The following is a 14,550-nucleotide window of genomic DNA, read 5'->3' on the forward strand; positions in this document are numbered from 1 at the left end:
AGTTATACAATTTCATTTATACCGGTTATGGTCATTGTTTGGTTTTGGAGCTCGCAATTGCCCATTGGATTAAGCGGAGAAATTTCGCCATACGAATAAAAACCGGAGAGCATTGTGCCATTGCCGAATACCTCTGAAATAGCTTCAACTTCTTCATCAATTCTGTTGGGCATAATTAGTTTTCTACCCACACAGCTAATCAAAAAGGCTAGTTTTGGTTTGTTTTTCTCCATTTCTAAACAGGAATTTGCAGCATCGCTTGCGGCATCAATCAATCGGTCAAAATTAGCCTTCATAAATCGGATTTTACTTCCTGTTGGAATATCTCCTGCAAAGGTTATGGATTGCTTTTCATTGTCAATGGAAAGAATCGTCCTGACGATAGGTTCTTTGTTGTCATCCAGTGTTATTGACAAAGGAAAAAGCAGTGCTGAACCCGGCAGTTCATTGGCATATTTCCCCAAATACGTTTTGTATAAAGTAAGTACGTTTTTATTATCTATCTCAAACAATATATTTCCTTCTGCTTTTGTAACTGTACGCTCCATTCCAAAGGATTCCCAGCCGCCAACCGATCCATGCGATAAGACTAATTTATCACCATAAAAACCAATGGCAATTATTTTTCCCGATTCTGGAACTTTATTTAAACCTACAAAAGTTTTTTCGAAATTCTTACCGTCACCGGCCAAGCCGCCCGTGATGAGCACATCCTTCCTTTTTGAAAAATTCATTCCTTTTACAAGTTCGCTACCATTTACTTTTCCGCCGTCCGAGAGTACAAAAATTAATTTTAAATTTTCTTGGAGCAGATGTTGTACCAAGGTTTTTCCCGCTTCATAACTAGAGTCAAAATCCTCAATACTTATTTCAGAAGTTTTCATGGTAGTTGATTCAAACTGGATTGCCACAAGTGAAATGGTGTCGTCTACAACTTCGTTTTCATAAATCTCACCAGCCGAGGAACAAAGTGCAATATTGGCATTTGGAAATCTTTTTTTTATGTCGGAAAATGATTTTTCGTGAGACACTAAAGAGCTTGAACCAAATCCAATTACTAATTGGGCTTCTTCGAAATTCAAATTTTCTTCATTCTTTTCCTTGCAAAACGATTGGTCTTTATATAAGGTAGATATTGTTTTCATGGAAGTTTTTTACTAATCTCGGAGGATTGAATTAAATTGTAGATGGTTGACTTGCCAATGTCTAGTTTTTTTGCCGTTTTTAAAACGTCATTTCGATTCTTTTTTAGATAATGCAAGATGATTTCAGCGGTATATTCTTTTAAAGTTTTTTCTTCAGACAGGAAAAAATCGGTGTTATTGATACTGTTAAAAGTAAGGTCATCTGGCAAAATCTCGTTGTTTTCGCACATTACACAAGCTAAATCCATAACCGATTTTAATTCTCGAATATTTCCAGGAAAAGGATATTTTAACAACTTGTCTTTTGCTTCTTTTGATAAAGCAATTGGTTTCATTTTATTGTCTTTTATGAACAAATCCATAAAATGTTTAGTCAACAACAAGGTGTCATTACCACGTTCTCTCAAGGGAGGTAATTCAATAGGTAGCCCTATAATTCTATAATATAAATCTTCTCTAAAAGTTCCATTTTTTACTTCTTGGGCTAAATCTTTGTGGGTAGCAATTATCAATCGAGCATCGAATTTAATTTTAGTTGTTCCGCCTAAACGAACTACTTCTCTTTCTTGTAAAACCCGCAACAATTTACTTTGAAGATTCAAATCTAATTCGGCAATTTCATCCAGAAAGATGGTTCCACTATTGGCTTGTTCAAATTTTCCAATATTTCGGGTATTGGCTCCCGTAAATGCCCCGGCTTCGTGACCAAAAAAATCACTTTCCATTAAATCTTTGGGGATAGCAGCCATATTTATGGCTATGAAAGGTTTATTCTTTCTTTCGGAATTATAATGAATGGCTTTGGCAACTACTTCTTTACCCGTTCCTGTTTCTCCGGTTATCGAAACATTGATGTTGGTATTAATGGATTTGTTTATTTTGTTGAATACATTTTTTATAGCTTCACTTTGCCCGATGATTGTTTTTTCGAAACTAAATTTTTGTTCCAGTTGTTCTTTTAAATCGGCTACCTCGTGAACTAATTCAAGATTTTCTCTAATTTTAAGAATAGAATTCCAAAGAATGTCTTTGGTGTGTTCATTTTTGATAATATAATCTTTGGCACCTGATTTCAAAAAGTCGACAGCAACTTCAATCTCCTCTTGACCACTTATGATAATAATTGGGATTTTGTTATTTGTTTCCTGAATCTTTTTTAGCAGTTTATCCCCTGTAATGTCTGGTAAACCGAAATCCAAACAGATAATATCCGGTTTTAAATACAAATTACTCAAACATTCTTTTCCAGTTTTAAAAAGATGTATATCAAAATCAGGATTTAGCTTCAAATGGTATTTTAAAGCTTCTCCAAAAAAAGGATCGTCTTCAATCAAGAAAATTTTTAAGGAGGTCATAAGTTGTTTGTGTTTGAGAAGTTTACACTAATGACTACCAATGTACAACAAAAATAAAGCTTATATTAAGTTTTTTAATTTCTAATTGTAAAGTTTTAATTTAAATTCAAAAAAGGGCGCTATTTTTAAAATAGCGCCCTTTTTAATGGAGAAGTTCAAGCCTTAGAGCCTGGCTTTTATTATAATTTTTTTGATGTAAATTTTATCATCACTATCTGTGATTTTAATTAGATAAATGCCTCGTAAAGCAGTAGGTAAATCTATTCGAATTTCTTCTTGTTTATCGAATTGTTTTTCTAAAACGATTATTCCCTGCAAAGATATTATTTCAGCTTTAGTAATTAATTTTCTTGTGAATTCATCTCCCATTTTATGATTTAAACTGATGTAAACTACGTCATTAACCGGGTTAGGAAAAGTTCGCAATTCCACCATCTCGATTTCCTCTGATTTAGATTGAATTGTATTTAAAACTGAATTTGTAGCTATTGGCAAGTACGTATCAAACTGAATTGTAGCATTATTGACAATCTTTGTCTCCGCATTAATACCTGCAATAGGCGAAACTGAAAAGCTAACATATCCTTGACTGTCTATTGCATTGTCATTTGATGGCACTAAAAACATATCCTCCCAAACAAATTTTATGGTACGTCCTTCGATTTCGGTTTTTACATTTTCGTGGCTTGACGAAATTAGTTTAAAGGAATTGATGTCTAGTTCACGTGCCAAATCATCAATAACAACTACTTTTTGGGCGGGAAAGTTACCAAAATTTTCAAAACGAATGGTATAAGTCAATGCTTGCGTTGGCAAAATGTATCCTTCTTCTCCATACCCTTTTGGCGAAACCAAAATGTCATTTGGATCGATTGCTCCATACACTAAATAGGTCTGCTCAAGAGTATTGTCTAATGGTGTACAATCTTGATTATTAGCTAGTATTTCTCCTTTGAAGGTAAATAAATCTCCTATTAGTACCGTAGCATCGTTGCCGTGCGAGAATGTAATCACCTTATTTTCGAATGGATTTAAGGAGGCTATTGACCAAGTGTATTTGATGTAAGTTTTTCCGTTTTCAACGAAAGACTGTTGTTGTGTTAATGGAATTGAAGGATTTAGAATTGTTATTTGCGCTGGAACAACAAAATTTATCGTGAAGTTCTCCGCCACATTTCGGGATTGATTCGTGGCTACAATTCTAAATTGACCATTGTTGTATCCTTTTCTAATAGCAGTTCCGCCCATGCTTAATTTCAAGTCAGTCCCATTACAAACTGGAATTGCTGCAATTTCAAGAACATCTGAAACTTTATAAGTTGTAACATCCAAGTTCAATGGCGCAACACTAGCTGTTAATCCGTTTTCGGCTAAAACGGCTAATTGCATGTTGTTTTCTGAAGTATAAAAACTAAATTTTCCTTCAGTATTTGTAAATGTTTTCATCTCATTTGGCAATACTTTGACTGCAGCCCTAGAAATAACAGTTTCATCAGTTTGCTTTATTCCGTCATTATTCGCATCGAAATAGACTACTCCATTTACTTTGATTTGCTGTGGTTCTAAAATTTCCAAAATTTGATTCAAGGCTACATTTTTGATGATTTGAACAATTCCGCTTGGCCATTTTATTTCCAAAGAATCGATTATTGTTGCAGCATCCATTCCAAAATGTTGGGTATAACTGCTTTGTCCACCAAAACCGCTTTGGCTGTTTACTTCTCTAAATTGAAGTTTGTTATTGGCCCAAACAGTAATTTTTGCTCCAATAGCAGAACCATTGCTAACAGTAGCCTTTAACTTTACTTCCAACCATTTTTTTGAATTTCCATTATTGATGAAAATATGATTTTTTTGATTCGAATGTGTGGCTACTGCCAAATCCAAATCACCATCGTGGTCAAAATCACTCCAAGAATGACCAAATGACAATCCAAAATTGTAGGTCACCATTTCGTCTCTGTTTTCGGTAAAATTCCCCAGTCCATCATTCAAATATAGGAATTTCCTAATTCGGTCATTGGTTACAAATAAATCTAAATCACCATCATTGTCAATGTCTGCAAAACTGCAACCGTGTGAGCTTCCGCCTTGATTTACGATAGAATTCGTGATTTTTTCAAAAGTTCCATTTCCTACGTTTTTGTATAAAAAGTTTTTAGAAGTGTTTGAATTGGTTACAAATAAATCTAAATCACCGTCATTATCTATGTCACCCCAGCAACTTCCAACAGATTTTCCTCCCTCAGAATTTACGATGTTATCTGCTTTTGAGAAAGTTCCGTTTCCGTCATTATGAAATAGGGAATTGTTTTTTCCAATACCATTTGGCACAAATAAATCCATGAATCCGTCTTTGTCATAATCGGCCCATGTTGGTCCTAATGAAGAATTCGCTTCTAACGGAATTGCAGTTGCCGTTTCTTTGGTAAAACCGTTGGTTCCGTTTTTATGCAATTCATTATATCTCGTTGGAAAATAATTACACATTAATAAATCGACTTTATTGTCGTTGTCGTAATCTGCAAAAGCACCACCGTGATAATAGGAAACCTCTTTAGAAAATGATTTTGAAGCGTCTAAAACCAAGGTTCCATTATCATTTCTATAAAAACTGTTTGGAGTTCTTGTATTGTTTAATACCAATAAATCTGGGTCACCATCATTGTCACCATCTGCCCAAGTATTGCTCATCGAAATTCCAGCTTCTGGCAAAACTTGACCAGCAGTAAAACCGCCTTTTTTGTTGTTCATGAAAATAGAATTTGGAACTGTTAATCCCATGTCGGTGACAAACAAATCGTCCCAGCCGTCGGAGTTGATGTCAACCCAACTGATTGTCCAGGAATTGGTCGTGTTTTGATTGAAAACCGCATCTTCAAAATGGGAGAAGATTAAATTAGTCGTGTTTTTCGTGTTTACAGAAACTGATTTTGCTATCGTAGATTGTTGAATTTCCCCGTTAACTTTCCCTGTAATTATCGTTTCAATAGTTGAATTTAAGGTTTGATTTAAAATCTCACCATCATTGGCACCAACCGTTGCAACTACAGTTGTCACTACTCTATACTCCGAGTTGGGTTTCAGTGTAGCCAAATCGTTGAAAACTACAGTGGTTTTGTCTGCAAGTTCCTGAATTTTGCCTTCTATGGCTTTTTGGTCAGAATCAATAATTTTAGATTCAATAACTTTTAATCCATCTTGGACGATAACCTCTATCGAAGGCTCCGTTACTTCGTCGCTGGTTTTTATTGTAGAAATAACAGTTGCTTTTTCTGCAGGAATTAGCGAATCATCATTGATGGTGCTAGTTTGCGTAAAAGAATGTCCCAAGGAACTACCTGAATAGCACATCCAATTATCATTAAAATTGCTATTCATCACTGAAATATCGGCATCACTAGTCACCGATAAATAAGGTTTGTCTGGGCCAACATTTGTACCTGTTCCATTATAGATAGCTTTCCATTCTGCCAAACTTATAGTGCAATCCACATAACGTCCCGCTTGGATTGTATAGGTTTTGTTGAACTTTAACCCGCTGCTGTTGGCATCTTTTACTGTAACTGTTGCTCCATTTTTAGAAAATAAATAAAGGTGTGAAAATTGACCTGCAAAATTTAATTTTGTAAAAGGATTCACGGCATTTGCTTCATTTCCTGGAGGTGGAATATAAGTTAAAAAGTTTTTTCCTGCCGATGTTCCGTTATCTGACGACACCATAGTTGCCATATCTGAAGTTCCTGGTGCTCCAGTTTCAAACCAATTGCCTTCAAAAACAGAAACTTTTTTACCGGAACCACAGCTAATTCTGAAAACAGTACTATAGGAAACATTTCCGTCATTTTTACCAACCCAATCTCCCGCTTTTGATTTGTTTAAAGTAAAGTTCTTTACTGGAACCCAACTTCCGTTGAGGTATCGGTCTAGTTTCACGGTATTGGTATCATCCCAGCTCACAATCCTAATTTCCTGTTCACCTCCCGATTGATAAGGAACACCAAAATACATTAAATCACCCGACGAACTTCCATTTGAAGTAGGAACATAACCACCACCATCTCTTTCGTTGCCAAACAAAGCACCGTACTGAACCGTTATAGGCTTGTTGGAAGTAATTACATAAGTTTCGCCAGATATCATAACATTTCTTCCTAGTGCAGAACTGTAAATTAAATCTTGACCAATGTTTAATGTTTTATCAAAAATTAAAGTTGGATTTTCGGAATCTACATCGGTAAAACCGGTATTAATTTTTGCTTGAGTCGATATTTTATGAAATTGTACCACCGTGTTGTCTTGATACGCAAATACATTAATATCCCTATTTGAAGAACTGATCATTGGAGCATAAACAATGAATTTTTGACCTATAGAACTTTTATCAACGCTAGGAACCCAATCGTGTTGCCAGTCACTGTTTGTACTTTGCGAAGCATAAACCAGCTTGTTTGTCTTTATAATAAAGTAGTCTCCATCCCATTTAAGGACACCACCCGAGGCATATCGAGCATCGTCGTTTATACCATTGTCCTTGATATATAGAATGTAGCTTTGACCAGCTTTCAATGTACCTGTTTTACTGTCATCAGTATCTCCATCAGCACCATCATCAATAATTTCAAATTGAGTATCATCATAAATGGCGGTAACAATAAGACAGACATCTCTTTTTACGGGATCATTATTAGGTGATACATAAATTTGAAAATACGTGGATGGTTCGCCAGTCGCATACATATTAGTTACTCCTAAAATTAGGCCTATTAAAATAAATAGATTTTTTTTCATAATTTATAATTTTATAAAAATCTTGAAATCAATTCACGTGCCTTTGTTGTAAAGGCTTTATTGTTAGGTTTTTAACTTACTCAGCGTTGATAATTATTTCCAAAAAATGGAAAAATTTCTTTTTATCGGTAAAAAAACAAGATATTTTTGAGATAAATATTAAACTCTAAATGCTCAATCCACCCGAAATAATTTCATTAGAAAATTCTGCACAAGAATTTAATTCCGAATGCAAGGTAAAACTGGCAACCAATTTATGGGAAATCAAACTATAGAAGAATTAGCTTTTCCTTTTGAAGTTAACTTGGTTGTTAAAAACAGGATATGCAAAAAAACCTGCAGTTTAAGTTAAGGTACATTTTTGTAATTAATTTGATTGTTAAATTCTTCAATAGATGCATAATACAAAGTAATTTAACTAAAGTTAAAAAGGTATAAAGGAAGACTACTTTCATTTACACCTTTTCTGTTTACTAGATTATAATATTTAGTTATTTTTTTCTAAAATTCCTCACTCCCTTTCCTCACTTGAGAGTTTTAAAGTCTGTATTTTCGAAATATAGTTCCAACAAAAAAACCTAACATGTTGATGTTAGGGTTTTTGCTTTGGTAGCGAGACCGAGATTTGAACTCGGGACCTCAGGGTTATGAATTGCGCAGACCGTAAAATTCCAACGTATTTACTGGGCTTGCGAGCCATAAAACCATATGTTTTTTATAAAATCGTGTTCAATTTCGTGTTCAGTATCAAAACAAAAATTAGTAATAATTTCAACTTGTTTTTCTGCTTACAAAGATAATCAGATTTAATGTTTGAATGCATTTTTTTGTAAAAATAACACCTCAAATTATTTTGATGGTTCAATAATTAGATACTTTTTGGTTTCCAGTTTTCAATAGAGCAGCTAGTGATTTGTGCAATTATAAATCTGTTGTACTTCAAATATAGAATTCCTAATTTGAAAAAACAGATAAAAAAATTATCTGTTTTAGGATTAATTCTCATTTTCATTAATCAAATAACTAATATTCATCTTGTTATGATTTAGTTTCAGTTTTTTTGAGACTAAAAGCTGTGACTTAATATCACTAAAAGTGGGTATGGTAAAAATGTACAAAAAATCGTTTATTTGCTTAAAACACTTCTAAATAAATTAAATTTTGCACAATGTAATTACGATAATTTATCAGTTTACGGTTTCACATGAAGGGTATTTAACAATGTATAGTATTATTGCTTTAATGAATATTCGTACTTTTAAAGACAGTTTATAATTCATAAACCAACATTTTTTTTATCTTTAAACCAGATTAACATTCTAACCAATTTAATGATCAACCAAAACCCCGAACAAATTGCCAGAGATAATATCGACAAACAGTTGATCGCTTGCGGGTGGATTATTCAGGATAAGAAAAGAATCAACTTAGCCGCTGGTTTGGGAATTGCCATCAGGGAATATCAAACGGATATTGGCCCAGCTGATTACGTTTTATTTGTTGATAAAAATGCAGTTGGAATTATTGAAGCCAAACGAGAAGAAGAAGGCATTCATTTGACTTCTGTTGAAGAACAATCGTCTCAATATGCCAACGCAAAACTCCGATTATTAAACAACGATCCTTTGCCTTTTGTGTATGAAAGCACAGGTGAAGTGACTCGTTTTACCGATTATAGAGATCCAAAACCTCGTTCTCGAAATGTATTTACCTTTCACCGTCCAGAAACATTTCAGCAATGGTCGAAAGAAGCCAAAACACTTCGAGCGCGTTTACATGACCTTCCTGTTTTGCCTGTTGATGGTTTGCGTGATTGTCAAATTACTGCTATCACCAATTTAGAGCAATCTTTCACAGAGCAAAAACCAAAAGCCTTGATTCAAATGGCAACGGGTTCCGGTAAAACCTTTACCGCAATATCATTTGTGTATCGCTTACTGAAATATGCCAAAGCCAAACGCATTCTCTTTTTGGTGGATACCAAAAACTTAGGCGAACAAGCCGAAGGCGAATTCCGCTCCTATACTGCCAGTGAAGACAACCGTTTGTTTACAGAATTGTATGGTGTAACCCGTTTGAGTAGTTCGTTTATTCCTAACGACAGTCAGGTTTATATCAGTACCATTCAAAGGATGTATTCTATTTTGAAAGAAACTGACTTAGACGAAAGTGCCGAAGAAGAAAATCCTAACGAAAGAACTTTTGAAACCAAAACGGCTGTTCCTGTTGGTTACAACGAAAAAGTGCCTATTGAGTTCTTTGACTTTGTAGTGATTGACGAATGCCACCGTAGTATTTATAATTTGTGGAAACAAGTCTTGGACTATTTTGATGTATTTCAAATAGGTTTAACGGCAACGCCAGACAACAGAACCTTTGGTTATTTCAACCAAAACTTGGTTTGTGATTATGGTTATGAAAAAGCGGTGATTGATGGTGTTTTAGTGCCCTACAATGTATTTACGGTTGAAACTCAAATTACCAAAGAAGGCAGCGTCATCAAACTGGGTGAAAAAGTAGACAAACGAAAAAGACTTACCCGCAAGAAATTCTGGGAAGCCATAGATGAAGACGAAGTTTATTCAGGCAAACAATTAGACAATGACATTGTAAACCCAAGTACCATTCGCACCATTATAAGAGCAGTCAAAGACAATTTACCCGCTATGTTTCCCGATCGTGTGGATGAAAATGGTGTCTTTGAAGTGCCTAAACTATTGGTATTTGCCAAAACCGATTCCCATGCCGAAGACATTATCGAAATGGTTCGGGAGGAATTTGGAGAAGAAAATAAATTCTGTAAAAAGATAACCTATAAAAGTGAGGAAGACCCTAAATCAGTCTTGCAGCAATTTCGTAACGATTATTACCCTCGTATTGCGGTAACGGTAGATATGATTGCTACCGGAACGGATATAAGACCGCTTGAAGTGTTGCTGTTTATGCGAGATGTAAAAAGCCGTTCTTATTACGAACAAATGAAAGGCCGTGGGACCAGAACCTGTTCTGTAGAAGAATTGAAAGCCAAGGGAACCCCTTCGGCAAAATTTAGTAAAGACCATTTTGTGATTATTGATGCCATTGGTGTCGAAAATTCTCAAAAAACCGATAGCCGACCATTAGAAAAAGCGCCCGGTGTTTCGTTGAAGGATGTTTTGGCCAATGTGGCAATGGGAAACACTTCCGAGGATATGTTGACTACCCTTGCCAATCGACTGATTCGTTTGGAACGCCAACTATCCGAAAAAGACAAACTCAAGTTTGCTGAGCAAGCCAATGGTTTTACAATCAATCATATTGTAAAACAATTGCTTCATGCCTATGATCCAGATACAATTGAAAAAGTAGAACAAACAACCAAAGGCGCTATGCGAGGATTTCCTCCTGTAGAAATTGATGCGGCTATAGCCAAAGGCAAAAAGCAGCTGATTGATGATGCGGTTGCTGTTTTTCATAATCCTGATTTGCGTGATTTCATTGTGGATATCCGCAAACAATACGACCAGATTATTGATGTGGTCAATATGGATACGATTAGTAATATAGGTTGGGTAAAAGACCAAGACGAAGCGGCAACTACCACCATAACCGATTTTAAGAACTGGATAGAAGGCAACAAAGATGAAATCACGGCTTTGCAAATTTTCTATGCCCAAGACTACCGCCACCGTACTTTTACCTATAAAATGATAAAAGATCTAAGCGAAAAACTAAAAACCGAAAAACCCTTGTTGGCACCATTAGCCGTTTGGCGTGCTTATGAACAACTAGAAAAAACCAATGGCTCGACCAAAAGTGAATTGATTGCTTTGGTTTCCCTGATACGCCGTGTGGTGGGTATAGACAGTATGGTAACTAGCTATGACAAAACAGTAGACAAGAATTTTCAGGATTGGGTGTTCAAGAAACAAGCGGGAACCTTAAAGTTTACTGAAGCGCAAATGCAATGGTTACGTATGATGAAAGACTATGTAGCCAATAGTTTTAGTATAGACAGAGACGATTTTGATTTAAGCCCTTTTAATGCAGAAGGCGGATTAAGCAAAATGTGGCAGTTGTTTGGTGAAGAAACGGACGCAATTATTAATGAATTAAATGAAGTGTTAGCTGCTTAACCATTTATCGGCTTTTTTACCAATAATTTGGTTTTATTGGTTTTTTTACCGATATTTTTTATTTATCGGCTTTTTTACCGATATTTGAGCTTTAAAACCTTTTTGATATGAAAACTAAAGTAGCTATCATTACAGCAGATGTTATTCTTTCTTCTAAAAAAGAAGCAACAGAAAGATTGAATTTGTACAAAAATATAACGGAAGGAATCAAATTTATTCAAAGCTCTTTTGACTTTAATTTTGAAAGAAATAGAGGAGATGAATTTCAAATGAAAATCACTAAAATTAAGGAAGCCTGTATAATTGGATTACTAATTAAACTTTGGGTAAAGTCAATAGATTACAATACAAGCAAACAAAAATATGACATTAGAATGTCGATAGGAATAGGCGAAGAAGATTTTGAAGAAGAAACAATGGCTGAATCTGATGGAGAAGCCTATCATCTTTCGGGAAGAGGTTTAGAAACTATTAAAAAAACAAAACAGACCTTTAGTATTGATAGCAATGATAAGAATAAAGAATTTTTAAAAATTGAAAGTCGTATGCTGGATGTTTTTATAGATAAAATGACTGCTATGCAAAGTATCGTGTTGTTTTATAAACTTTTAGATTTAACCGAAAACGAAATAGCCGAAAAGCTTCGACTTTCACAATCTACTATAAACCAACATTCAAATGCGGCAAACTGGTCTGTCATAACCGAATATACTAACTTTTTTGAAAAATTATATGCAAATGAATAGTATTGAATTGTTCACCGCCACTGAAGGTAATTTATTGGTACGCCTTATTGTTGCCCATTTATTGGCCGATTTTATATTCCAAACTAAAAAAATGGTGAAAAATAAAGAATGGCTTTCCAAAGCAATGATGCAGCATATTGGAATTGTTTTTATCTTGACCATAGCCTTCACGGCAAATTGGAAATTAGCACTACTTTTGACCTTTTTACATTATGTGACAGATGGCATAAAGATTAGTCTAAAAAAGACCGCAAAAATTAAAGAAACCTATTTGTATCTTGCCGATCAAGGCGTTCACTTTGTGACTATCGTGCTTGTTTGGACGATGAACCAAAACCTTTTTGCCGAAGTACTGCAAACCCTGCAACTTCCTTTTTTACAATACAATTGGAGCGTCATCCTTATGGGCTACCTACTTGTAACGACACCTTTAGGTTATCTAATAGGACTGGCGACCAAAAAAATACAAACCCAAACGCCTGACGATAACATCACTAATCCAGAACAAAACACAGAACCCAAGAGCGACAGAAACGGCTTATGGATAGGGATTTTTGAGCGCATCATCATCTTGACTTTTGTTTTATTGGAACAATACGAAGCCATTGGATTTTTAATCACCGGAAAAAGTATCATTCGTTTTTCGGCCAAAAATGAAGGTGTTAGGAGCGAATATGTATTACTGGGCACGATGGCGAGTTATGGAGTTACTATTTTGTTGGGAGTTATTCTTAAATATATCTTGCTAAACTAATTATGTCACAAAATAAATTACCGAAGGATTGGAAATGGGTGAAACTAGGAGATATTGTAACATTATCTACTCAAAAACATGCTCCTGTTAAGCCAGAAGACATTTTTTACATTGGACTTGAACATATTGAAAAGCATACCGGAAAATTAACTTCAAAAGTAGGTTTAGAGAAAATTATAACAATTAAAAATAAATTTTCTAAGGGTGATATACTTTATGGTAAATTAAGGCCAAACTTAAATAAAGTATATTTATCAAAAGAAGAAGGTGTTTGCTCTACAGATATTTTAGTTTTAAAATTATCTGAAGAATGCATAGGAAAATATCTGCATCCTATTATGTTTAGTACAACTTTTGTCAATAAAATGTCGGATAACACCTCAGGGGTAAATCTTCCAAGGGTTTCTACAAAATTTATTTTGAACTATGAAATACCTCTTCCCCCACTCGAAACCCAACGAGCCATTATCTCTAAAATAGAAGAATTGTTTAGCGAGTTAGACAAAGGCATTGAAGATTTAAAAACCGCGCAACTACAACTTAAAACTTACAGACAAAGTGTGTTAAAATGGGCTTTTGAAGGGAAATTGACGAATGAGAAAGTTAAGGATGGAGTGTTGCCGAAGGGGTGGGAGAATGTAAGCTTAAAAGAAGTTTGTGAAGTCAAAAGAGGAAAATCAAAAAATAGACCTAGAAACGCTCCGGAATTATATGGTGGAAATTATCCTTTTATACAAACGGGAGATATTAGAAATGCAAATGGTGGCTATATCAAAAAGTATTCTCAAACTTACAGTGAAATAGGGTTAGCTCAAAGTAAGCTTTGGCCTAAAGGCACTTTATGTATTACTATTGCCGCCAATATTGGAGAAACAGCTATATTAAATTTTGATGCTTGTTTCCCTGATAGTGTTGTTGGTTTACTTTCAAAAAAAAATATTCTATTTAATAAATACCTTAATTATTTCTTTATTTCTTTTAAGCAAAAGTTAGAAGAATTAGCGCCAGCAACTGCACAAAAAAATATAAATGTTGATATTCTAGAAAAAGTAAATATTCCTCTTGCTCCTTTCGAAGAACAACACCAAATCGTTCAAGAAATTGAAAGCCGTTTGAGTGTAGCAGATAAAATGGAGGAAAGTATTACTCAAAGTCTGCAACAAGCCGAGGCATTGAGGCAGAGTATATTGAAAAAAGCATTTGATGGTAAATTGGTTTAAAAAGAAATAAATTTTTTAAAAAAAATAAATATGAATTATACTTGGAATAAAATTACAGATAGAGGTCAATATGAAAATGGGTTTGTTGAAGTTTACGAAGCTTCCATAAATAGTAAAAAAGCTGTAGTAATAATTACATACTTGCCACAATTTGAAGATAAAAAAGATCAGAATATAGTATTAACAGTGTTACTTGATGGTGAAAAAGAGAGTTGGACAGAAGGTATTATTAAAAACATCTTATTTGATGTAGAGGAAAGTATTAAAGAAATGGAAAATTTTAAATTTAGGCATTTTAATTCTTTAAATTTTATGATGACACAGATATTTTATACAGAGAAATTAAGTGAATTAAAATATTTAAATTCAGGAGATTACAGTTTTTTAAATTAATCTACAATACAACTTATATTAATAATATGTT

8 protein-coding genes are annotated in these 14,550 nt (G+C 34.4%); 5 read left to right on the forward strand and 3 right to left on the reverse strand.

From position 1 onward, the window contains the following. Nucleotides 1–2 precede the first annotated feature (2 nt). The 3 genes from DNC80_RS10215 to DNC80_RS10225 all read right to left on the reverse strand — a co-directional run bounded on the left by DNC80_RS10215 (nucleotide 3) and on the right by DNC80_RS10225 (nucleotide 7,291). Nucleotides 3–1,145, reverse strand: coding sequence for an FIST signal transduction protein (locus DNC80_RS10215; RefSeq protein ID WP_182651132.1), 1,143 nt, complete (start codon nucleotides 1,143–1,145; stop codon nucleotides 3–5). Then, nucleotides 1,142–2,500: a sigma-54 dependent transcriptional regulator gene (locus DNC80_RS10220; RefSeq protein WP_182651133.1), complete on the reverse strand. Its 1,359-nt coding sequence runs from the start codon at nucleotides 2,498–2,500 to the stop codon at nucleotides 1,142–1,144. The genes DNC80_RS10215 and DNC80_RS10220 overlap by 4 nt, the downstream gene beginning before the upstream one ends. Before the next feature lie 162 nt (nucleotides 2,501–2,662). Then, nucleotides 2,663–7,291 (reverse strand): FG-GAP-like repeat-containing protein, encoded by a 4,629-nt coding sequence (locus DNC80_RS10225; protein WP_182651134.1) that lies wholly within the window; start codon nucleotides 7,289–7,291, stop codon nucleotides 2,663–2,665. A 1,331-nt stretch (nucleotides 7,292–8,622) separates the two neighbouring features. On the opposite strand from DNC80_RS10225, the gene DNC80_RS10230 reads away from it, so the two are divergent. The 5 genes from DNC80_RS10230 (at nucleotide 8,623) to DNC80_RS10250 (ending at nucleotide 14,519) form a co-directional block, all read left to right on the forward strand. Then, nucleotides 8,623–11,406: a DEAD/DEAH box helicase family protein gene (locus tag DNC80_RS10230; RefSeq protein WP_182651135.1), complete on the forward strand. Its 2,784-nt coding sequence runs from the start codon at nucleotides 8,623–8,625 to the stop codon at nucleotides 11,404–11,406. A gap of 107 nt (nucleotides 11,407–11,513) precedes the next feature. After that, nucleotides 11,514–12,152 (forward strand): hypothetical protein, encoded by a 639-nt coding sequence (locus DNC80_RS10235; RefSeq protein ID WP_182651136.1) that lies wholly within the window; start codon nucleotides 11,514–11,516, stop codon nucleotides 12,150–12,152. After that, nucleotides 12,145–12,906 (forward strand): DUF3307 domain-containing protein, encoded by a 762-nt coding sequence (locus DNC80_RS10240; RefSeq protein ID WP_182651137.1) that lies wholly within the window; start codon nucleotides 12,145–12,147, stop codon nucleotides 12,904–12,906. The genes DNC80_RS10235 and DNC80_RS10240 overlap by 8 nt, the downstream gene beginning before the upstream one ends. A gap of 2 nt (nucleotides 12,907–12,908) precedes the next feature. Then, nucleotides 12,909–14,126: a restriction endonuclease subunit S gene (locus tag DNC80_RS10245; RefSeq protein ID WP_182651138.1), complete on the forward strand. Its 1,218-nt coding sequence runs from the start codon at nucleotides 12,909–12,911 to the stop codon at nucleotides 14,124–14,126. Between the two features lie 30 nt (nucleotides 14,127–14,156). Continuing rightward, nucleotides 14,157–14,519, forward strand: a complete 363-nt coding sequence (locus tag DNC80_RS10250) for a hypothetical protein (protein ID WP_182651139.1) — start codon at nucleotides 14,157–14,159, stop codon at nucleotides 14,517–14,519. Nucleotides 14,520–14,550: the final 31 nt, after the last annotated feature.

Origin of the sequence: Flavobacterium sp. SOK18b (genome assembly GCF_014156605.1) — a bacterium.
GTDB lineage: Bacteria > Bacteroidota > Bacteroidia > Flavobacteriales > Flavobacteriaceae > Flavobacterium > Flavobacterium tiangeerense.

Bases quoted from the DNA above. Each gene is read 5' to 3' on its own strand.
- DNC80_RS10215 (WP_182651132.1), bottom strand. From the start codon at position 1,145: ATGAAAACAATATCTACCTTATATAAAGACCAATCGTTTTGCAAGGAA.
- DNC80_RS10220 (WP_182651133.1), bottom strand. From the start codon at position 2,500: ATGACCTCCTTAAAAATTTTCTTGATTGAAGACGATCCTTTTTTTGGA.
- DNC80_RS10225 (WP_182651134.1), bottom strand. From the start codon at position 7,291: ATGAAAAAAAATCTATTTATTTTAATAGGCCTAATTTTAGGAGTAACT.
- DNC80_RS10230 (WP_182651135.1), top strand. From the start codon at position 8,623: ATGATCAACCAAAACCCCGAACAAATTGCCAGAGATAATATCGACAAA.
- DNC80_RS10235 (WP_182651136.1), top strand. From the start codon at position 11,514: ATGAAAACTAAAGTAGCTATCATTACAGCAGATGTTATTCTTTCTTCT.
- DNC80_RS10240 (WP_182651137.1), top strand. From the start codon at position 12,145: ATGAATAGTATTGAATTGTTCACCGCCACTGAAGGTAATTTATTGGTA.
- DNC80_RS10245 (WP_182651138.1), top strand. From the start codon at position 12,909: ATGTCACAAAATAAATTACCGAAGGATTGGAAATGGGTGAAACTAGGA.
- DNC80_RS10250 (WP_182651139.1), top strand. From the start codon at position 14,157: ATGAATTATACTTGGAATAAAATTACAGATAGAGGTCAATATGAAAAT.